The sequence below is a fragment of the Methylibium sp. genome (genome assembly GCF_031393925.1).
Taxonomy (GTDB): Bacteria; Pseudomonadota; Gammaproteobacteria; order Burkholderiales; family Burkholderiaceae_C; genus Methylibium.
Map to the genome: position 1 here is coordinate 24180 of NZ_JANMWL010000293.1, position 19172 is coordinate 43351.

18 protein-coding genes are annotated in these 19172 nt (G+C 69.4%); 6 read left to right on the plus strand and 12 right to left on the minus strand.

Going from position 1 to position 19172, the window contains the following annotated elements; translation table 11 throughout:
• Window positions 1-1053, minus strand: a complete 1053-nt coding sequence (locus RMO12_RS15175) for a zinc ribbon domain-containing protein (RefSeq protein ID WP_309639909.1) — start codon at window positions 1051-1053, stop codon at window positions 1-3.
• Between the two features lie 275 nt (window positions 1054-1328).
• Here RMO12_RS15175 and RMO12_RS15180 point away from each other — a divergent pair, with 275 nt between their 5' ends.
• A complete protein-coding gene (locus RMO12_RS15180; RefSeq protein WP_309639910.1) occupies window positions 1329-1955 on the plus strand; it encodes an SGNH/GDSL hydrolase family protein in 627 nt (208 codons plus the stop codon).
• Here the strand turns inward: RMO12_RS15180 and opgC are convergent.
• Window positions 1900-3135 (minus strand): OpgC domain-containing protein, encoded by a 1236-nt coding sequence (gene opgC, locus RMO12_RS15185; RefSeq protein WP_309639911.1) that lies wholly within the window; start codon window positions 3133-3135, stop codon window positions 1900-1902. The two genes, RMO12_RS15180 and opgC, sit on opposite strands and share 56 nt — an antisense overlap.
• A gap of 58 nt (window positions 3136-3193) precedes the next feature.
• Here opgC and ruvB point away from each other — a divergent pair, with 58 nt between their 5' ends.
• Complete coding sequence (gene ruvB / locus RMO12_RS15190; RefSeq protein WP_309639912.1) at window positions 3194-4258, plus strand: Holliday junction branch migration DNA helicase RuvB; 1065 nt, start codon at window positions 3194-3196, stop codon at window positions 4256-4258.
• 113 nt (window positions 4259-4371) lie between these two features.
• Here the strand turns inward: ruvB and RMO12_RS15195 are convergent, their stop codons facing one another.
• The gene (locus RMO12_RS15195; protein ID WP_309624205.1) at window positions 4372-4860 is read right to left on the minus strand and encodes a copper chaperone PCu(A)C; all 489 of its coding nucleotides are present in this window, start codon (window positions 4858-4860) and stop codon (window positions 4372-4374) included.
• A 192-nt stretch (window positions 4861-5052) separates the two neighbouring features.
• On the opposite strand from RMO12_RS15195, the gene RMO12_RS15200 reads away from it, so the two are divergent.
• Window positions 5053-6108 (plus strand): class I SAM-dependent methyltransferase, encoded by a 1056-nt coding sequence (locus RMO12_RS15200; protein ID WP_309639913.1) that lies wholly within the window; start codon window positions 5053-5055, stop codon window positions 6106-6108.
• 238 nt (window positions 6109-6346) lie between these two features.
• Here RMO12_RS15200 and RMO12_RS15205 read toward each other — a convergent pair whose 3' ends face one another.
• From RMO12_RS15205 to RMO12_RS15220, 3 genes are read right to left on the minus strand one after another with little or no spacing between them, the layout of a single operon-like run.
• Window positions 6347-7474, minus strand: coding sequence for a DSD1 family PLP-dependent enzyme (locus RMO12_RS15205; RefSeq protein ID WP_309639914.1), 1128 nt, complete (start codon window positions 7472-7474; stop codon window positions 6347-6349).
• 11 nt (window positions 7475-7485) lie between these two features.
• The gene (locus RMO12_RS15210; RefSeq protein WP_309639915.1) at window positions 7486-7677 is read right to left on the minus strand and encodes a hypothetical protein; all 192 of its coding nucleotides are present in this window, start codon (window positions 7675-7677) and stop codon (window positions 7486-7488) included.
• 2 nt (window positions 7678-7679) lie between these two features.
• Complete coding sequence (locus RMO12_RS15220; RefSeq protein WP_405029692.1) at window positions 7680-9350, minus strand: class I SAM-dependent methyltransferase; 1671 nt, start codon at window positions 9348-9350, stop codon at window positions 7680-7682.
• A gap of 81 nt (window positions 9351-9431) precedes the next feature.
• Between RMO12_RS15220 and RMO12_RS15225 the strand changes: the two genes are divergently transcribed.
• Both RMO12_RS15225 and RMO12_RS15230 read left to right on the plus strand, forming a co-directional pair.
• Window positions 9432-10274, plus strand: coding sequence for a fumarylacetoacetate hydrolase family protein (locus tag RMO12_RS15225; RefSeq protein WP_309639916.1), 843 nt, complete (start codon window positions 9432-9434; stop codon window positions 10272-10274).
• A 73-nt stretch (window positions 10275-10347) separates the two neighbouring features.
• Entirely contained in the window at window positions 10348-10698 is a 351-nt protein-coding gene (locus RMO12_RS15230) for a hypothetical protein (protein WP_309624200.1), read from the plus strand.
• Between the two features lie 34 nt (window positions 10699-10732).
• Here the strand turns inward: RMO12_RS15230 and RMO12_RS15235 are convergent, their stop codons facing one another.
• The 3 genes from RMO12_RS15235 to RMO12_RS15245 all read right to left on the minus strand — a co-directional run bounded on the left by RMO12_RS15235 (window position 10733) and on the right by RMO12_RS15245 (window position 12517).
• Window positions 10733-11077, minus strand: coding sequence for a hypothetical protein (locus RMO12_RS15235; RefSeq protein ID WP_309624199.1), 345 nt, complete (start codon window positions 11075-11077; stop codon window positions 10733-10735).
• 11 nt (window positions 11078-11088) lie between these two features.
• Window positions 11089-11889: a heme-binding protein gene (locus tag RMO12_RS15240; protein WP_309624198.1), complete on the minus strand. Its 801-nt coding sequence runs from the start codon at window positions 11887-11889 to the stop codon at window positions 11089-11091.
• Window positions 11890-12082: 193 nt separating this feature from the next.
• Window positions 12083-12517 (minus strand): Lrp/AsnC family transcriptional regulator, encoded by a 435-nt coding sequence (locus RMO12_RS15245; RefSeq protein WP_309624197.1) that lies wholly within the window; start codon window positions 12515-12517, stop codon window positions 12083-12085.
• Window positions 12518-12640: 123 nt separating this feature from the next.
• Between RMO12_RS15245 and RMO12_RS15250 the strand changes: the two genes are divergently transcribed.
• Entirely contained in the window at window positions 12641-13789 is a 1149-nt protein-coding gene (locus tag RMO12_RS15250; RefSeq protein ID WP_309639917.1) for a saccharopine dehydrogenase family protein, read from the plus strand.
• Here RMO12_RS15250 and RMO12_RS15255 read toward each other — a convergent pair whose 3' ends face one another.
• From RMO12_RS15255 to RMO12_RS15265, 3 genes are all read right to left on the minus strand, one after another.
• A complete protein-coding gene (locus RMO12_RS15255; RefSeq protein WP_309639918.1) occupies window positions 13790-14344 on the minus strand; it encodes a hypothetical protein in 555 nt (184 codons plus the stop codon).
• Between the two features lie 173 nt (window positions 14345-14517).
• A complete protein-coding gene (gene fdhF, locus RMO12_RS15260; protein ID WP_309639919.1) occupies window positions 14518-17367 on the minus strand; it encodes a formate dehydrogenase subunit alpha in 2850 nt (949 codons plus the stop codon).
• Window positions 17364-19085 (minus strand): NADH-ubiquinone oxidoreductase-F iron-sulfur binding region domain-containing protein, encoded by a 1722-nt coding sequence (locus RMO12_RS15265; protein ID WP_309639920.1) that lies wholly within the window; start codon window positions 19083-19085, stop codon window positions 17364-17366. The genes fdhF and RMO12_RS15265 overlap by 4 nt, the downstream gene beginning before the upstream one ends.
• Window positions 19086-19172 lie beyond the last annotated feature (87 nt).

Genomic DNA, 19172 nt, shown 5'->3' on the forward strand with positions numbered 1-19172 from the left:
TCAGGTCGAAGCGGCCTGGGCGCCGACGCCGCAGCTCGGACAGTAGTGGAAGAACGCGTTCTTACGCGTCGCGCAGCTGCCGCAGCGGTCGAACAGCTTGAGCCCGCAATGCACGCAGAAATTGAGCGCAACGCCAACGGCCGCCTGCGCGATGGCCCGCTCGCATCCCGGGCAGACATTGACCGCCATCTGTTTGAGTGCGTGCTCGTAGCCGAGCGACTTGCGCCGCTCGGCCTCGCTCTGGGCCGCCGCCACCTCGCGCTTGGCCAGGTAGCGGCGCATGGCCTGGATGACGTAGTGCCCCGCGACCGCCGTGAGCACGATGCCGACCGCGTAGCGCACATAACCGCCGTAGCTCGGAAGGTAGGGCACCAGCTCGAAGAAGAAGGTGAAGGCCGCGAACACGACAAAGCCGCGCATGAGCGGCCAGTAGTCGCTCTTGCGCTTCCTCGCCACCAGCCAGGCGGCGATCAGCAACAGCGGCAAGGTCAGCGCCAGACGTGCGCCGAACACACGCAGTTGCTGGCCGAACAGCGCGCGCTCGTAGCCGGCACGCGCCGCGTCCAGCAGCTCGGCTTCGCGTTCGCGCTGGTGCGCGAGTGCCTGCGAGGCATCGAGCAGGCTGCGGTCAAGCCGCTCAACCCCCGCCTGCGCCGCGCGTTCCGTGGCCTTCAGGCCGTCGAGCTCGCGCGTGCGGCTCAGCACTTCCGGGTCCTGGGTCGGGTCGGTGGTCACGGCACGCGTGTTGAGCCAGTTGCCATACGCGGCGTACGACGCCCTGTACGCGTTGGCTGCGGCAGTGAGTGCGAGCTGCGCTCGAGCCTGCTCGTCACGCGAGGCGCGCTCGCGCTTGTCAAGCGATGCGATCTCACTGCGCGCCCCGGCGAGCGCCTGCCGGTCGGCGAACTGCTCCAGTTCGAGCCGGCTCTCGATGCGCGGCATGTCGGCAACCAGCTTGCCGCCCAGGCCGATCAAAAAGGCAGCGAAGACGAAGGACATCGCCCACATCCCGACGCTGAACATCTTCTCTGGCACGCGCAGGCTTTTGAACATGAATCCCCCTCGTTGGTTTGGGCGCATTCTTGTCGGCCGCGCACGCCAAGGCAACCGCCCTGTCGACGCGTGCCCGACGCGGCCCGGGGAACGCATCCCCCGCGAGCGGCAGTCACTTGCACTTCGATTGCGACAATCGCGGCGATCGGGGAACTGAAGCCGTCCTCGCGAACACCCATACACAGGGTGTCGATCCGGCGCTCGAAAGGAGCACGCAGGCGATGCGAAAGTCAATCCGAGCGGCGCTGGCCGTGTGTGGGCTCGGGCTCGCTGCGATGTCGGCCCATTCGCAGCCCGGCACGGCGGTGGATTCGGCGCGCTGGAAGGAGAGCTTCGACGCCTTTGCGGCAGCCGACGAGGCGCGCGCGCCCGCGCCGGGCGGCGTGGTGTTCGTCGGCAGTTCTTCGATCCGCCTCTGGAACAACCTGGAGCAGCAATTCGAGGGGCCGCTGGCGATCACCAAGCGCGGCTTCGGGGGTTCGCGCATGCTCGATTGCGCGGAACATTTGCAACAACTCGTGTTGCCGTACAAACCGCGCTGGGTGGTGGTCTATGCCGGCGACAACGACCTTGCCGAAGGTCGCTCTCCCGCGGAAGTGCTGGCGAGCTTTACCGCCTTCGTGGAAGGCGTGAAGCGCGAATTGCCCGCCACGCGCATTGCCTACCTGTCGATCAAGCCCAGCCCGCTGCGCGAGGCGATGATGCCGCGGGTGCGCGAGGCCAACGCGATGGTCGAGGCCTACAGCCGCGCCACACGGAACCTCGACTACATCGACGTCTACACACGCATGCTGGGCGCCGACGGCAAGCCGCGCGCCGAATTATTCTTACCCGACCGGCTGCATCTCAATGCGGAGGGCTATGCGCTCTGGAAGTCGGTGATCGCCGCTCACCTGAAGTAGCGGCGAGCCGTGCAAGACGCGCTGCTCGGCGCTCCTTGAAGCGCTTTTGCACCGCGGCCGCACGGCAGTCGAGCTGCTGGCTGATGAGAGCCACCGCATACAGCACCGCGAAGCCGCCGAACAGGATGCCGAGGTCGATGCCGATCGAGCGCTCTTTGTCCGGCTCACCCCACAGCGCCAACGCCAGCAGCGCCACCACGAGGTGGGCGCAGAACACCGGCAGCGAGGCCGACCCAAGCGTTTCCAGGAATCGCAGGCGTGGCAGCCGCTGCTTCAGCCAGGGGCCGAAGTGCAGCACGAGCAGGAGCAGCGCAAACAGGTCCAGCATGCGCAGCGGGCCGAGCCGCCATTTGTCGAACAGCATGTTGGGTATGGCCGTGCCCGGCAGCGTGGGGAAAGCCGCCTGGCCGACGGCATGTCGCCACACCGTGCCGGCCACGCCGATCGCCACCGCCGCGAGCACCGCCCAGTGCGGCAGCCCTTGCGGCACCGCCGGGCGCTTGGCCGCCTGGCTCGAACCCATCCACAGGCCCAGCACCCACAGGAACTGCCAGGCCAGGATGTCGAACGCGCCGCCCTGCTGCGGCGGCACCGGCAGGCCGGTGAGCGCGATCAACTGCGCCTGCAGCACGCGCCCGAGCCCGAACTGCGCACCGAACCAACCCGCCACGCTGAGCGCGAGAACCGGCGTCCAGCCCCGGCGCAAGCCCCGGCGCAAGCCCAACACCAGCAGCACCGGGCTCGCCAGCATGAAGACGATGTACATCGGCAGGATGTCGAGCAGCGGCGGGTTGTAGAGCAGCAGCAAGGAGCCGACCACGGCGACAACCGGCCGCTCCAGATAGAACGACATCAGGTTCTTGACCGCGTCCTGGTCGGCCAGCAAGCCGATGCCCGCGATGAAACTGAACAGGAACACGAGCAGCGCCGCCTGGCAGAGGTAAATCTTGAACGCGCGCTGCAGCAAAGCGCTGCGCATCGGCTCCTCGCCGTCGCGCTGCTCGCGCTGTGTGTAGACCACGCCGCACATGTAGGCCGACAGCAGCACGAAACCCTCGGCGGCAGAGACAAAGCCGAAGGGCTGGCCGAACGGGCTCGAGAACAGCGTGGGCAGGTGCGTGAGCGTCATCAGCACGAGCATCACCCCGCGCAATGCGTCGAGTTCCCAGCGGCGTTCCATCGCCCGAGGGAGCAAACGCAGTGCCTGAGTGCGCGCAACGCTCCCGCACAATGCCCCCATGAGCATCCAGACCGACGACTTCGCGCCCGCTGCACCCGCGCCGCGTCGCATGGTGAGCGCGGCGGCGGGCTCGCCGCATGAGGAGGCGGTGGAACGCGCGCTGCGGCCCAAGGGGCTGGCCGAATACGTGGGCCAGGTCAAGGCGCGCGAGCAACTTGAAATCTTCATCGGCGCGGCCAAAAAGCGCGGCGAGGCAATGGATCATGTGCTGCTGTTCGGCCCGCCCGGCCTGGGCAAGACCACGCTCTCGCACATCATCGCCATCGAGCTGGGCGTGAACCTGCGCCAGACCTCGGGGCCGGTGCTGGAGAAGCCCAAGGAACTGGCGGCGATCCTGACCAACCTCGAGAAGAACGACGTGCTCTTCATCGACGAGATTCATCGCCTCTCGCCGGTGGTCGAGGAGATCCTCTACCCGGCGCTGGAGGATTACCAGATCGACATCATGATCGGCGAAGGCCCGGCGGCGCGTTCCATCAAGCTCGAGCTGCAGCCCTTCACCTTGATCGGCGCCACCACGCGCGCGGGCATGCTGACCAACCCGCTGCGCGACCGCTTCGGCATCGTCGCGCGGCTGGAGTTCTACACCGTCGAGGAGCTGGCGCGCATCGTCACGCGCTCGGCCGGCCTCTTGAAGGTGCCGCTCGACGCGGCCGGCGGCGCCGAGATCGCCAAGCGCTCGCGCGGCACCCCGCGCATCGCCAACCGGTTGCTGCGCCGAGTGCGGGACTTTGCCGAGGTCAAGGGCTCGGGGCACATCGACCAGGCCACGGCCGACAAGGCGCTGGTGATGCTCGACGTCGACCCGCAGGGCTTTGACGTGATGGACAGAAAGCTGCTCGAAGCCGTGATCCACCGCTTTGACGGCGGACCGGTCGGCCTGGACAACGTGGCCGCGGCGATCGGCGAGGAGCCGGGCACCATCGAAGACGTGATCGAGCCCTACCTCATCCAGCAGGGCTACCTGCAGCGCACGCCGCGCGGGCGCATCGCCACGCTGGCGGCCTACCGGCATCTGGGTGTCACGCCGCCGGCTGCTGCGGGCGGACTTTTCAGCGCCTGAACGCGACGCGCGTGCGGCGCCGCACGCACTGCATCCCAGGCGGCACCGCAAGCGCTGGATTCGCTGGAAGGCACGCCTGCGCCGCCTCTCGTGCAGCGCGCGCTGCACGATCTTCAGTGATGGTGCGGTGTCGCGCTCGCCGCCGGGGCGGCTGCCGGCATTTCGACCTTGACGTCGACCATGACCTCGCCCGCCTTTTCGAACCTGAGTTTGAGCGGGAAGCTGCTGCCCAGCTTCAGCGGCGCCTTCAGGTCCATCAGCATCAGGTGGTAGCCGCCGGGCTCGAGCGCCACGGCCTGGCCAGACGGCAGCGCAATGCCACGCTCGACCTCGCGCATGCGCATCACGTCGCCTTCCATCGTCATCGAATGCATCTCGACCCGGCCCGCCACACCCTCGGCGCTGGCGGCGACGAGCCGGTCAGCGACCGAACCGCGGTTGTCGAGCCTGAGATAGCCGCCACCGGCCTTCTGGCCTGCCACGGTCGGGCGCGCCCAAGGGTGGCCGATGTGAATGCCACCGGCTTGAAAGTCATGCGCCAGAGCGAGCGGCGCGGCGAGCGCGAGCGCAGTGGCCGCAAGGATTTGTCGTGTGATCTTCATGCCGAAGATTGTGCCCCTGCGGTCTTCGCCGCGAGGCGCCACGGCCTTGCCGCACAAGGCGCGGCCGCCCGGCGCGCGGCGCGCGGCGGTCCCCTAGAACGGCTGACGGCGTGCCGAGCGCGCATCAAATCACTATGGCGCCGCGTCGACCGAACGACTAGCCTTGTTGTCTTTCAACCTCTGGAGGACGCGATGGCCATCGACATGGACAAGCTCAATGCATTCATGGGCCGCTTCGTCGGCGACATCGGCGCGGCAATGCATGCCGGCACGGTGCTGCTGGGCGACCAGCTAGGCCTGTACAAGGCGCTGGCGGTCGGCCCGATGAGCGCCGAGCAGCTGGCGCGCGCCACCCAGACCGACGCGCGCTACGTGCGCGAGTGGCTCAGCGCGCAGGCCGCCTCGGGCTACGTGGAATACGACGCCGCCGCCGACCACTTCCACATGACCGAGGAACAGGTCTTCGCGCTGGCCACCGAGGGCAGCCCGGCGTTCATTCCGGGCGCCTTCCAGGTCGTGCTTGGCGCGCTCAGGTCGGTGCCGCGGCTGGCGGGTGTATTCCGCACCGGGCTGGGTTACGGATGGCATGAGCACGACGCGATGCTGTTCCAGGGCACCGAGCGCTTCTTCCGCCCTGGCTATGCGGCCAACCTGGTGTCGAGCTGGATTCCCGCGCTCGACGGCGTCGACAGCAAGCTCGAGTCCGGCGCACGCGTGGCCGACGTGGGCTGCGGCCACGGCGCCTCGACCGTGCTCATGGCGCAGGCCTACCCCAAGACGAGCTTCGTCGGTTTCGACTACCACGCACCCTCGATCGAATGGGCACGCAAGGCCGCCGCCGAGGCCGGCGTTGCCGACCGTGTGACGTTCGAGGTGGCAGCGGCCAAGAACTTCCCCGGCAAGGACTACGACCTGGTGGCGTTCTTCGACTGCCTGCACGACATGGGCGACCCGGTGGGCGCCTCGCGGCACGTGCGCGCCGCGCTCAAGCCCGACGGCTGCTGGATGATCGTCGAGCCGTTCGCCAACGACGCGCTGCAGGACAACCTCAACCCGGTCGGGCGCCTCTATTACTCGGCCTCCACGCTGGTCTGCACGCCGGCCTCCAAGTCGCAGGAAGTCGGGCTGGCGCTGGGCGCCCAGGCGGGCGAGAAGCGCTTGCGCGGCGTGGTCACGGAGGGTGGTTTCAAGCACTTCCGACGCGCCACCGAGACGCCGTTCAACCTGGTGTTCGAGGCGCGGCCCTGAGGCGCGGGGATCCCCCCAACCGCCGCGGGCCGCTAGCTCGCCCGTTTGAGGTGGAGGGTTGGGGTTGCTCCCTCTCCCGCTTGCCGGAGAGAGTTGGGTGAGGGTGCTTTTCTGTTGCCAACCGACGGCGGATCGGTGCTTGCGGGCGGCGCCCTCACCCTGCCCTCTCCCTTTGGAAGCGGGAGCGGAACACCATCGACTGCTTCGGCTCCGCTTGGCCGCTAGGCCCGGCTCAATATCAGTCCAACGCACCGCGGGCGTCGACGCGCCACACTGCCTCGACCACGCCGCCGTCCAGACCGCCGCGCAGCGCCACCAGATGGTCATGCAGGTTGACGGTCGGGTCGATGTGGCCGGGCACCAGCCACACCGTCTCACCAAGGGTCGGCAGTGCCTCGCGCCCGCGCAGGCGCACGCGCAGCAGGCCGTGCTCGTCGCCGCCGTTAGTGAACTCCAGGTCGTCGCGGCCCCACACCGTGGGCAGGCCGGAGTCGATGGCATGCGACTTGTGGCCGGCGTCGAGCACGGCATGCGCGAGGCCTCGACTCATCACCTGGCTCTTGACGAAGAGGGCCTGCTCGAAGCGCGGCGCGTTCGGATCGGCGGTGTTGCGGGCGTAGTCGGCGTCGAGAAACACGTAGCTGCCGGGTTGGATTTCACCGTAGACGCCGCTGGCCGCTTCGAGCATGAAGGTGCCGCTGCCAGCGCCCGTGACCAGCGGGCAGGCGATGCCAACCGAGGTGACCGCGGCGCGCGCCGCGAGCGCCACCGCCACGGCATGGCGGATCGCCGTTTCGCGCTCGGCGGGGCTGCGAAAGTGCTGGGCCGGGCCGTGGTAGGCGTGCAGGCCGGCAAAGCGCAGCCCGGCGTGCGCGACCACCTGGCGCGCCAGCGCACCCGCCTCGCCCGGCGCGACGCCGCAACGGCCGTGGCCGACGTCGACCTCGACCAGCACGTCGATGCTGCTGCCCGCCGCGCGCACCGCCGCCGCCAATCGCTCGATGCCTTGCACGCTGTCGACCGCGATGGCGAGCTTGACCTCGCCCGCCAGCGCCGCCAGCCGCGCCAGCTTGTGCGGTGCGATCACCTCGTTGCTCACGAACAGGTCGCGCACGCCGCCGGCCACCAGTGCCGCCGCCTCGCCGGTCTTTTGCACGCACACGCCGACCGCGCCGAGCGCGATCTGTTGCAGCGCGATGGCCGCGCACTTGTGCGTCTTGGCATGCGGACGCAGCCGCACGCCGCGCTCGCGCGCAAACGCGGCCATCCTGGCGAGGTTGCGCTCAAAGGCGTCGAGATCGATGACCAGCGACGGGGTGTCGATGGCAGCGATGGCGTCGCCAACGCGAGCAGGTGCCAGGCGCATGCGAAGTCACTTCAGGCCGTGTGGCCAACCCGGTCTGCGCCGGCATCGATGGCCGAAACATCGTCGGCGGACGCGTCGCTCCACGCGAGCCGTGGCGAGATGTTGCTTGCGAAGGCCACGGCGCTGGCCGCGTCGCGCCGACCGGCGGCATAAGGCTCGGGAATCGAGGCGCCATCGGCCCGGCTGCAGCTCGTGAGTCTCATGCTCAGACGCCCCAGACGATTTCCTGGCCGGCCGCTTGCGCCCTGCGCATCATTTCGATCAGCGGCCAGGCGCGCTGGCGCAGCGTGACGCCCTCGCGCGGGCCGGGCGCGTGGCCGGCCTGGCGCGCCTGGGACTCGGCCGCATCGCGCGCCGTCTCGTCGGTGGCGATCGCGGCCTCTAACGCGGCGATCGTCGCCGGCAGGTCGGCCGCCTCGAAGATGCCTTGGGGCGCGGGCTCGCGGCCGATGCGGCGCAGGATCGCGTCGCCCACCGGGGCGGTCATGATCACGTCGCCGGCCGCTTTGGACTTGAACTTGTAGAGCATGTTCGAAGCACTTTCAGTGAGGGGAGAACAGGGAAGAACGTGGTCGCGCTGGAAGGGGTAAACCGATTGTGCGCCGCGCAATCGCGTGCCCTCGACACGCCCGGTGGGGCGCGTTGCGAGCATCTGGTGCAGCGCCATCCAGCCGCGCTCGAAGCCCATCGCGCTGCCCGCGAGGTAGAGCCGGTAGGCACGCAGCACGCGCTCGGAGGTGAGCGCGCGCGCGGCGTCCAGGCGCTGCTCGAGCGCGTCGCTCCACGCCCACAAGGTGCGCGCGTAGTGCGGCCGGAGGTTCTCCATGTCGAGCGTCTCCAGCCCGGCTTCGGCCATGGCCGCCAGCACCTGCGCGGCATGCACGAGTTCGCCGCCGGGAAAGATGTAGCGCTCGACAAAATCACCGATGCCCGCGCCGAGCTGCGGGTTGTGTACGCCAGCGGCGGTGATGCCGTGGTTGAGCAGCAGGCCGCCGGGCGCGAGCAGGCGCCAGAGCTTGCCGAAATAGATGGGCAGTTGCGCATGGCCGACGTGCTCGAACATGCCCACCGAGGCGATCTTGTCGTAGGGCTCGGTCTCGGGCAGCTCGCGGTAATCGCACAGGGCCACGCTCACGCGGCCGCGCAGGCCGCGCGCGTCGATCAGCTGCTGCACATGGGCGTGCTGCTCGCGCGACAGCGTGATGCCATGGGCCTGCGCGCCATGCCGTTCGGCCGCCCACACCAGCAAGGCGCCCCAGCCGGCGCCGACATCGAGCAGGCGATCGCCGGGTGCGAGCATGAGCTTGCGGCAGATCAGCTCGAGCTTGGCCTCTTGCGCCGCCGCGAGGCTGTTGACGCCCTCGGGCCAGTAGGCGCACGAGTAGACGCGCCGCTCGTCCAGCCAGAGCGCATAGAAATCGTTGGAGACGTCGTAATGGAACTCGACCTGCGCGCGATCGCGCTGCGGGCTGTGGCGGGCCAGCGAGCGACTCGCGCGCAACAGGCCCGACCAGCCCTTGACCAGCGCGCCCGGCGGCGTGGCGTCGGTGACCGGATCATCGGCCCCCAGCAACGCGGCGGCCACGTCGCAGAGATCGCGCGGCGTGCCGTCGAGGTCGAGCCGGCCTTCCACGTGCGCCTGGGCCAGTACGCCGATGCGCCCGCGAAGCAGCGGGGCCAGCAGCCACAGGTCGCGCAAGGTCAAGGTCACGCGCGCCGGATCGGCGCCGAGCCTGCTGCCGTCGGGCAGCACGATCGCGCAGGGCAGCCGCAGCGCGGCGAGCCGCGCCGCCAACGGCGCGACGAGCCGCTGTGCCACGCGACGCATGGAGCGTGTGGCGCGCGGCGCCGTGGGCAGCGATGGCAGGATGAGCATGAGTGGCGTCTTCCCGAGACGTGGCGAGGTAGGTGCGACACACTCTAGCCAAAACCGTCACTTAGGTGCAGGAGAGACACGATGAAACTTGTTCGCCATGGACGCATGGGCCGCGAGCGGCCGGGCCTGATCGACGCGAGCGGCGCGCTGCGCGACCTCTCGGGCGTGATCGATGACCTGCACTTGCCCACACTCGGCCTGGCCGGTCTGGGCCGCCTCTGCCGCCTCGATCCGCTGTCATTGCCGCGCGTGCGCGGCACGCCGCGCCTGGGCCTGCCCTTCACCGGCATCAGCAAGTTTGTCGGCATCGGTCTGAACTACCGTGACCACGCGGCCGAGACGGGCATGCCGGTTCCCACCGAGCCGATCATCTTCATGAAGGCGACCACCTGCCTGGCCGGGCCCGACGATGACGTGCAGTTGCCGCCCGACTCGCACAAGACCGACTGGGAGGTCGAACTCGGCGTGGTGATCGGCAAGACGGCGCGGCGCGTCAGCGAGGCCGAGGCGCTGAAGCACGTGGCCGGGTATTGCGTCGTCAACGACCTGAGCGAGCGCGCCTGGCAGCACGAGCGCGGCGGCACCTGGGACAAGGGCAAGGGCTTCGACGGCTTCGGGCCCGTCGGCCCCTGGCTCGTCACCGCCGACGAGCTGCGCGACCCGCAATCGCTCTCGCTCTGGCTCGACGTGAACGGCCTGCCGCGCCAGCGTGGCACCACCGCCACCATGGTGTTCGGGGTGGCGCGGCTGGTGAGCTACGTGAGCCAGTGCATGACCCTGCTGCCCGGCGACCTCATCGCCACCGGCACACCGCCGGGCGTGGGCATGGGCATGAAGCCGGCGCCGCAATTCCTGAAGGCCGGCGACGTGGTGACGCTGGGCATCGAAGGACTCGGTGCGCAGCGTCAGCGGATCGTGGCTTGAGGGCGCGGATGGTTGCCCACCGTCGTTGCAGCCTGCGCTCTCCAACTTGCCTGCAGCCCGAGGCGCCGCTTCGATGAAGACACCGATACGACGCATTGGTGCGCTGGTGCTGCTGGCCGTTGTGGCCCTGGCAGCGCTCGGCTGGTGGTGGCAGAGCGGTGAGCCCGAGCGCCAGCGCAACGCCGAAAATTTGCGCATGCGCGACGCCTTGCGGCGCAGTGCCGAAGGCGCGCAGCGCGCCTGGGTCGAGGGCACACCAGCCCCGGTGCGCGAGGCACAGCGCGAAGCCGCGATGAAGGAATTTCGGGCGACCGAAGACGAAACACGGGGCCGTCACGCACTCGCCGAGCTGCAGCGCAGGGCCGCGAGCGCTGCGAGCGCCGCATCGGCACCCACAGCCCCCGGCCCGCCCACGCGGCGCTGAGGGCGACTCGCGGGCGGGCCGGGGCTCGACGCGCCTACTGGTAGGGCGTGAGCGGCGACGAGGCATCCATCGTCGCCTGGGTTTGCGCGATGTCGGTCGTGCCGCTCAGCGTGCCCGCGTCGAGTGCGAGCTGGGCATCAAGGATGTTGCCGGGGCTCGGTCTGCCGCTGATCGCCGGCCCGGCAGCCCCGTCCATCGCTTGCTGGGCGCTGGCGATCTGGGTCGAACTCGGCGTGTTTTGCGGTGCGGGCGCCGGTGCGGGCGCCGGTGACGGCGCCGCAGCCACCGGGCCGTCCGACCCGCCGCAGGCGGCCAGGCTCCAGGCTGCGCTGAGCACGAGCGCGCCCAGTCGCGCGCGGTTCGTGAAGGTGCGGTTCATGAGAACCTCCTTCAGTTGAGGGCCGGCAGCGTCTGTGCCGGCTCGGTGCCGCCGCACAAGGCGTGCTGGAAGCCGGTGCTGCCGTACATGATGCCGTCGTCGCCCTGACCGGAGACGGCCACCGGCTGGGTGGTGGTGCCGACCTGCGCGGTGCGCAGACCGGCCGGCACGCTGTTGGTCACCGTCACGGTACCGCCGACCTTGGAAAGCTCGTTGCGCACGCGCCAGGCGATGTTGTGATCGGCGCAGGAGGAGTCGCCGCTCACGCCCACCGCGCCGAGCTTGGTCGCACCGGCGTAGAGCGCCAAGCCGCCGCCGAACACATTGATGCCGCCCGGCTTGAGCCCGAGCATCGGATCGGTCGTCGTGCCGTACTTGGTGGAGTCGCCGCGGTAGACGACGCGCGGGTCGACCGGGTTGCTGTGCTGCAGGCCGTACAGGGAGCCGCCGGGCTGCACCGCCGAGAACAGCTGCGCGCTCGCGATGGCCAGGCCGGGCAGGCTGAAGCCGTTGGCGGTGTAGGCCTTCTGGGCCGAGATGACGCGGCTGTTGAGCCAGGCGCCGTCCATCGTGGAAGCGGTGGTCGCGACGGCGCACACGACGCCGTAGCGGTTGACCACGGTGCCCCACATCGGCAGACCGAAGCCGCCGTTGGTGGCGGCCGCCGCCGCCTTGAGGGCGGTTTCGAGCGTGGCGCTGTCGGGCAGGCCGGCACAGTCGTTGGGCGGGTTGGTCGGCGCGGCCTGCGCGGCAAAGACAGTAACGAGCGAAGCCAGCGCGATGGCGCTGCGGATGAAGGGGTGGCGATGCATCAGTGTTCTCCTTGAAGTTTGCTGTGACGGTCGAACGCTGCCGGGCAGCAGCGCGGATGTTTCAACTGCCGATGCCTTTTGTACATCCCACGTTTCGCAGTGTCCGCGGCAGCGAAAACCCTGCCCGATCCGCGCGGGCTGATGCCGCACAGCGAGGCGGGGGCCCACCCGCCCCGGCAAAGCCATGCGCTCGTCAACGATCGATGCGCGTGGACAGCACGATCGCCGACGTGGTGCGCTCCACGCCACCGAGCGCGCCGATGCGGTCGATCAGCGCGTCCAATTCGGCGATCGAGGGCGCCGCCAACACTGCCAGCAGGTCGAACGCGCCACTCACCGAATGCAGACTGCGCACCGCCGCGATCTTGCGCAGCGCCGCTTCGATCGCGCCGGTCTGCTTGGGGCCCACCGTGATCATCACGTGGGCGCGCACCAGCGCGGCTTCGACGCCGTCGTCGGTCGTGACCGTGTAGCCGGTGATCACGCGCGCGCGTTCGAGCCGCGCGATGCGGCTTTGCACCGTGGTGCGCGAGAGGCCGAGTTCGCGCGCGAGCTCGGCGGTGGCCCGGCGGGCGTTTTCACGCAGCAGGTTCAGCAGCACACGGTCGGTGGCGTCGAGACTGATCATTTCGTTGGCTCCTGCACGTCGTATTGCCGAAGTGTGACCTTTGATTCGGCATTATTTCAGCTGCTTTCGACGACGCCGCCGCGCAAGCTGAAGGCATTGATCGGTATTTCCAAGGAGCGCGCCATGCAGTCCATCCTCGTGCTCGGCGGCGGCAAGATTGGCTCGGTCGTGGCCGAGTTGCTGGCGCACGCCGAAACCGGCGGTCGCAGCGACTACCGCGTGAGCTTGGCCGATCGCAGTGCAGAGGCGCTGTCGGGCGCGCCGCGCCATGCTCAGATCGACACCCTGGTGCTCGACGTGAACGACCCCGCCGCGCTGGGCGCCGCGCTGCACGGCCGCTACGCCGTGCTGAGCGCACTGCCCTACAGGCTCACGGTGAAGGTGGCCGAGGCGGCGCGCGGCAACGCCGCGCGGCCCGGTTGCCACTACCTCGACCTCACCGAAGACGTGGCAAGCACGCGGCGCATCCGCGAGATCGCCACCGGCGCCCCCCACGCTTTCATACCGCAGTGCGGCCTGGCGCCGGGCTTCATCAGCATCGTGGCGGCCGACCTGGCGCGGCGTTTCGAGCCGCTCGATTCGGTGCGCATGCGGGTCGGCGCGCTGCCCACCTTTCCTAGCAACTCGCTGAACTACAACCTCACCTGGAGCACCGAGGGCGTGATCAACGAATACTGCGAGCCCTGCGAGGCCATCGTCGATGGTCGCCGCACGCAGGTGCCGGCGCTGGAGGAGCGCGAGGAGTTCTCGCTCGACGGCGTGCTGTACGAAGCCTTCAACACCTCGGGCGGACTCGGCACGCTGTGCGAGACGCTCGAAGGCCGCGTGCGCACGCTCAATTACCGCACCATCCGCTATCCCGGGCACGCTGCCGTGATGAAGACGCTGCTGCACGACCTGCGCCTGAAGGACCGCCGCGAGCTGCTCAAAGACATCCTGGAGAACGCGCTGCCGGCGACCACGCAGGACGTGGTGATCGTGTTCGCCACGGCCGCCGGCGTGCGCGACGACGAGCACGGCCAGCGCCGCTTCCTGCAGGACAGCGTGGTGCGCAAGATCTACAGCCGCTCGCTGCACGGCACCACGCACAGCGCCATTCAGATCACCACCGCCTCGGCGTTGTGCGCCATGCTCGACCTGCTGCGCGAGGGCGTGATTGCGCAGGCGGGATTCGTGAAGCAGGAGGACGTGGCGCTCGACGCGTTCTTAGGCAATCGCTTCGGCGCGGTCTATGCCGACGAAGCCTCGGCGCCGCGCCGGCTCGCCGCCTGATCAGAAGGTGCCACGCACCATGATCGCCAGGCCGCCCCGGCGCGGGCGCAGCGACATGCGGTAGCCCGAGTCGAACTGCACCGCGAAACTGCCCTGGTCCAGGCCCATGCGCGATTGCGTCACCTTCCACGGCACACCGTTCCTGGCGAAATCTTGCTGCAGGCCGTCGCGCGCCGCGAAGTAACCGGCCGAGGTGTCGGCATACACGGTCGTCGTGCCCAGACGCCACCTCCAGCCCAGCGTGAGCACCGGGCCGACCATAGGGTTGAAGGGCCGTGACGGGTCGAGTGCCAAGCCGGCCGGCGCCGCGAAGCTGTAGCTGACGGCGCCGACACCCGCGCCGAAAGCGACGCGCTCGTTGCCGGCCCACCAGCGATAACCCACGCTCGTGCGCTGGGCGTGCGGCGCGATGTCTTCCGATTGCGCCTCGAGTCGGGGATGGAGTCGCCACTCGCCCGCTGCGTTCTCACCGTTCGAGGGCACCTGCTCGAGCCCGAACACCGGGCCAGCGACCAAGAAGGCCAGCAACAGGGCGATCGAAGGGTTGGGGCGCATGCACGACTCCGTGCATTAAATGTCGCCCTCTGCCGAGCTTTGCGCTATCGGACGTTTGGGGGGGTCGCTGTAGGACGGTGCCGCGAAAACGGCGTCAGGCCTGCGCCGGGTCGCCCCAAGAGGGCTGAGCGCCCCAACGGCGGGCAGCCCCGCAGGGGCGTTGGTTCGTCAACTCAGGCCACCGCCATCACCTTCACCGCAGTCACCTTGAAACCGGGAATCTTGGCCACCGCATCGAGTGCGTCGCCGGTGAGCTTGTTGGCGGCCGCTTCCCAGAAGGCAAACGGCAGGAACACCTGGCCCGGCTGCACGTCGTCGCTGATCTGGGCGCGCGCCTGGACCGTGCCGTGGCGCGTTGCCAAGGTGAGCGCCTTGCCGTCGCCGATACCCAGCGCCAGCGCGTCGGCCGGATGCAGCGAGACCAGCGCCTCGGGCGCGAGCGCGTCGAGCATGCTGGCGTGGCGCGTCATCGCGCCGGTGTGCCAATGCTCGAGCACGCGACCGGTGGTCAGCACGAACGGGAACTCGGCGTCGACCTGCTCGGCGCCGGGTTTGAAGCTGGTGGGCACGACCGTGGCGCGGCCGTCGGGCGTGGGAAAGCTGTCGATGAAGACAATGCTGTCGCCGGGTGTGTCTTCGCGCGCGGCCGGCGTGACCACCGCGTCCTGGCGCACCAGGCGCGACCACGGCACGCCCGCCAGCGGCTCCATCACCACGCGCATTTCTTCATAAACGCGCGCCACCGGCGCCTCGGCCGCGCTGCGGCCGTCACCGTCGTCGGCACGCCAATAGTTCCAGCCGGCGCCCAGGCGGCGCGCGATCTGCTCGATGGCCCACAAATCCTGTCGCGCGTCGCCGGGCGGCACGAGGGCGGGTCGGCCGATCTGGATCAGGCGGTCGGTGTTGGTGTAGCTGCCCCACTTCTCGGGTTGCGCCGAGGCCGGCAAGACCACGTCGGCCAGCACCGCTGTTTCAGTGGCGAAGATGTCCTGCACGACCAGGTGCTCCAGGCTCGCCAGCGCCTTGCGCGCATGCCCGAGATCGGGGTCGCTCATGGCCGGGTTCTCGCCTTCGACATAGAGGCCACGGATGCGGCCCTCGGTCACGGCATGCATGATCTCCACGACGGTCAGACCCGCCCGCGAATCGATGGTCGTGCCTCCCCACAGCGCTTCGAATTGCGCGCGCACCCCGGCGTCGGAAACCCGCTGGTAGTTGGGCAACATCATCGGGATCAGCCCGGCGTCACTGGCGCCCTGCACGTTGTTCTGGCCGCGCAGTGGATGCAGGCCGGTGCCCGGCCGGCCGATCTGGCCGGTGAGCAGCGCCAGCGCAATGAGGCCGCGCGCGTTGTCGGTGCCATGGACATGCTGGCTGATGCCCATGCCCCACAGGATCATCGAAGACTTGGCTGTGGCGAAGGCGCGCGCCACGGCGCGAATCGTGTCGGCATCGATGCCGCAGATTTCGCTCATGCGCTCGGGCGTGGCCTCGGCCACCGACGCCTTCAGCGCCTCGTAGCCATTGACTCTGGCGGCAACGAAGGCCTGGTCGACCAGGCCATCGGCGATGACGACGTGCAGCAGGCCGTTGAGCAGCGCCACGTCGGTGTCGGGGCGGAATTGCAGATGCCAGGCGGCACGCCGCGTCAGCGCCGTGCGGCGCGGATCGCAGATCACCAGCCGGGCGCCGCGGTCCACCGCGTTCTTGATCCAGGTCGCGGCGACCGGGTGGTTCACCGTCGGGTTGGCGCCGATCAGGAAGATCAGTTCGGCTTCGGCCACATCGGCCACCGGGTTGCTCACCGCGCCGGAGCCGATGCCTTCGAGCAGTGCTGCCACCGAGCTGGCGTGGCACAAGCGCGTGCAATGGTCCACATGGCTGCTCGCCATGCCCTGGCGCACCAGCTTCTGGAACAGATAGGCCTCTTCGTTGCTGCCCTTGGCCGAGCCGAAGCCGGCCAGCGCCGAGCCGTAACCGTGCTCGGACGAATCGCGAATGCGCCGCAGGCCGTCGGCGGCAAGGTCGAGCGCCTCGTCCCAGCTCGCTTCACGGAACAGCGTGTCGAGCGGCAGTTCGCCGAGCTTGAACCGCTCGATGTCGTTCGGGTCCTTCTTCACGCCTTCGCGCCGCACCAGCGGGCGCATCAGTCGCTTGGGGTTGTGGATGTAGTCGACGCCGTAGCGGCCCTTGACGCACAGGCGCCCATGGTTGGCCGGGCCGTCGCGGCCGGTCACGAACTGGATGCGCTCTTCGCCGCGCTCGTTGGGTCCGACGTTCCAGGTGAGCTGGCAGCCCACGCCGCAGTAGGGGCAGACCGAATCGACCTTCTTGGTGATGGTGGCCAGGCCCGCGCCGCGCGCCGGCATGAGCGCGCCGGTCGGGCAGGCCTGCACGCATTCGCCGCAGGCCACGCAGCTGGAGTCGCCGAGCGTCGCGTCGGCATCGAAGGTGATGCGCGCATGGGCGCCGCGCAGCGCCAGGCCGATCACGTCGTTGCCCTGCTCGTCGCGGCAGGCGCGCAGGCAGCGCGTGCACTGGATGCAGGCGTCGAGGTTGACGGCGATGGCCGGGTGGCTGGTGTCGGCCGCGGCGTAATGAGCGTCGCGTCGCGGCAGGCGGCCACGCGGCACGTCGAGCGTCTGCGCCCAGCCGCTCAGCTCGGATTCATGCGTGTAGTCGTCGGTGGTGGCACCGGCGTCGCTCATCAACAGCTCGACCACCATCTTGCGCGCCGCCACCGAGCGCGGGCTGTCGGTGCGCACCTTCATGCCCGCCGCCACGCTGCGGCAGCATGACGCCGCCAGAGTGCGCTCTCCGTCCACCTCGACCATGCAGGCGCGGCAGTTGCCGGCCGGCACCAGGCCTTCCTTGTGGCACAGGTGCGGGATGGTGGTGCCCTCGCGCTTGGCGACGGCCCAGATCGTCTCGCTGGCGCGCGCCTGCACGTTGCGTCCGTCGAGCGTGAATTCGACCGTTGCGGTCTCGGGAGCCAGCAGCCTGGACGTCAAAGGGGCATTCATGCGTCAAGCTCCTGCGCAAAGTACTTCACCACGCAATCGATCGGGTTCGGCGCCGCCTGGCCCAGCCCGCAGATCGAGGCGTCACGCATCACCTGGGACAGCTCGGCGAGCAGGCCCACGTCCCAGCGGTCGGTCGCGATCAGCTCGTTGACCTTGGCCGTGCCCGAACGGCAGGGCGTGCACTGGCCGCAACTCTCATGCTCGAAGAACTTCATCAGGTTGCGCGCCGCATCGGTGGCGCGGTCGCGGTCAGACAACACCACCACCGCGGCCGAGCCGATGAAGCAGCCGTGCGGCTGCAAGGTGTCGAAGTCCAGCGGCACGTCGGCCAGGCGCTCGGGCAGGATACCGCCCGAGGCGCCGCCGGGCAGGTAGGCGTAGAGCGCGTGGCCCTCTTGCATGCCGCCGCAGTATTCGGCCACCAGCTCGCGCAAGGTGATGCCGGCCGGCGCGAGGTGGACACCGGGCTTCTGGACGCGCCCCGAGACCGAGAACGAACGCAGGCCCTGGCGGCCGTTGCGGCCCTGGCCGGCAAACCAGTCGGCGCCTTTTTCGAGGATGTCACGGACCCAGTACAGCGTCTCGAAGTTGTGCTCGAGTGTCGGGCGACCGAACAGGCCCACCTGCGCCACGTAGGGCGGGCGCAGCCGCGGCATGCCGCGTTTGCCTTCGATCGATTCGATCATGGCCGACTCCTCGCCACAGATGTAGGCACCGGCGCCGCGCCTCAGCTCGATGGTGGGCATGTCGCGCATCGGCGGGTCGGCCTCGAGCGCCGCGAGTTCGCGCTCCAGGAGTGCGCGCGCACCGTGGTATTCGTCGCGCAGGTAGATGTAGATCGCGTCGATGCCGACCGCCCAGGCGGCGATGAGCATGCCTTCTAAAAAGCGATGCGGGTCGCGCTCGAGGTAGACGCGGTCCTTGAAGGTGCCCGGCTCGCCCTCGTCGATGTTGACCGCCATCAGCCGCGGCGCCGCTTGGCCGCGCACGATGCGCCACTTGCGCCCGCTGGGAAAACCGGCGCCACCCAAGCCGCGCAAGCCCGAGGATTCCATCGTCCCCAGCACCGACTCGATGTCGCGCTCGTTGCGCAGGCATTGCCGCAGCGCGCGGTAGCCGCCTGCTGCGCGGTAGGCCGCGAGGTCGATGGTCGGCGCCGGCTCATGGTGCGTGAGCTTGGCCACGACTGCGGCCTGCACCGACTGCGGCGTGGCGTGGGCGATCGGGTACTGATGCACGGCCACCGCCGGCGCTTGTTCGCAGCGGCCGATGCACGGTGCGGCAACGACGCGCACCTCGGTACCGAGCAGCGCGGGCAGCCGCGCCAGAAGGTCGGTGGCGCCCGCGAGTTCGCAGGCGATGCCGTCGCACACGCGCACGGTGAGCGCCGCAGGCGCTGCGTACGAACCGTCGGCGCCTTCGCGAACGACATCGAAGTGGTGGTAGAAGCTGGCCACCTCGTAGACCTCGGCCTGCGACAGCCGCAGTAGCTGCGCCAGCGCGGCCAAGTGGTCGGTGCGCAGCTGGCCGTGGCGGTCGTTGAGCGTGTGCAGGTGCTCGATGAGCAGGTCGCGCCGCAACGCGAGGCCGGGGCGGCTCGCCAGCGTTTCGCGCACCGCCGCCACCAGTTGCGCATCGACCGGCCGCTCACCGGATGAGCGGCGCGGCTTGACGGACGGGTCGCGCAGCACCTGAATAGGAATCACCGGGGCATTCATCGTTTTCGAGGAGTTGGCCGGGCCCAAGCTCATGCTCCAATGAACATATCTCGACCCGGAGTCGAACTGCGGAAGGTTAGCGCCGCA

Excerpts from the sequence above, each read along its gene's own strand:
- RMO12_RS15175 (WP_309639909.1), bottom strand. The coding sequence starts at position 1,053 with ATGTTCAAAAGCCTGCGCGTGCCAGAGAAGATGTTCAGCGTCGGGATG.
- RMO12_RS15180 (WP_309639910.1), top strand. The coding sequence starts at position 1,329 with ATGTCGGCCCATTCGCAGCCCGGCACGGCGGTGGATTCGGCGCGCTGG.
- opgC (WP_309639911.1), bottom strand. The coding sequence starts at position 3,135 with ATGGAACGCCGCTGGGAACTCGACGCATTGCGCGGGGTGATGCTCGTG.
- ruvB (WP_309639912.1), top strand. The coding sequence starts at position 3,194 with ATGAGCATCCAGACCGACGACTTCGCGCCCGCTGCACCCGCGCCGCGT.
- RMO12_RS15195 (WP_309624205.1), bottom strand. The coding sequence starts at position 4,860 with ATGAAGATCACACGACAAATCCTTGCGGCCACTGCGCTCGCGCTCGCC.
- RMO12_RS15200 (WP_309639913.1), top strand. The coding sequence starts at position 5,053 with ATGGCCATCGACATGGACAAGCTCAATGCATTCATGGGCCGCTTCGTC.
- RMO12_RS15205 (WP_309639914.1), bottom strand. The coding sequence starts at position 7,474 with ATGCGCCTGGCACCTGCTCGCGTTGGCGACGCCATCGCTGCCATCGAC.
- RMO12_RS15210 (WP_309639915.1), bottom strand. The coding sequence starts at position 7,677 with ATGAGACTCACGAGCTGCAGCCGGGCCGATGGCGCCTCGATTCCCGAG.
- RMO12_RS15220 (WP_405029692.1), bottom strand. The coding sequence starts at position 9,350 with ATGCTCATCCTGCCATCGCTGCCCACGGCGCCGCGCGCCACACGCTCC.
- RMO12_RS15225 (WP_309639916.1), top strand. The coding sequence starts at position 9,432 with ATGAAACTTGTTCGCCATGGACGCATGGGCCGCGAGCGGCCGGGCCTG.
- RMO12_RS15230 (WP_309624200.1), top strand. The coding sequence starts at position 10,348 with ATGAAGACACCGATACGACGCATTGGTGCGCTGGTGCTGCTGGCCGTT.
- RMO12_RS15235 (WP_309624199.1), bottom strand. The coding sequence starts at position 11,077 with ATGAACCGCACCTTCACGAACCGCGCGCGACTGGGCGCGCTCGTGCTC.
- RMO12_RS15240 (WP_309624198.1), bottom strand. The coding sequence starts at position 11,889 with ATGCATCGCCACCCCTTCATCCGCAGCGCCATCGCGCTGGCTTCGCTC.
- RMO12_RS15245 (WP_309624197.1), bottom strand. The coding sequence starts at position 12,517 with ATGATCAGTCTCGACGCCACCGACCGTGTGCTGCTGAACCTGCTGCGT.
- RMO12_RS15250 (WP_309639917.1), top strand. The coding sequence starts at position 12,641 with ATGCAGTCCATCCTCGTGCTCGGCGGCGGCAAGATTGGCTCGGTCGTG.
- RMO12_RS15255 (WP_309639918.1), bottom strand. The coding sequence starts at position 14,344 with ATGCGCCCCAACCCTTCGATCGCCCTGTTGCTGGCCTTCTTGGTCGCT.
- fdhF (WP_309639919.1), bottom strand. The coding sequence starts at position 17,367 with ATGAATGCCCCTTTGACGTCCAGGCTGCTGGCTCCCGAGACCGCAACG.
- RMO12_RS15265 (WP_309639920.1), bottom strand. The coding sequence starts at position 19,085 with ATGAATGCCCCGGTGATTCCTATTCAGGTGCTGCGCGACCCGTCCGTC.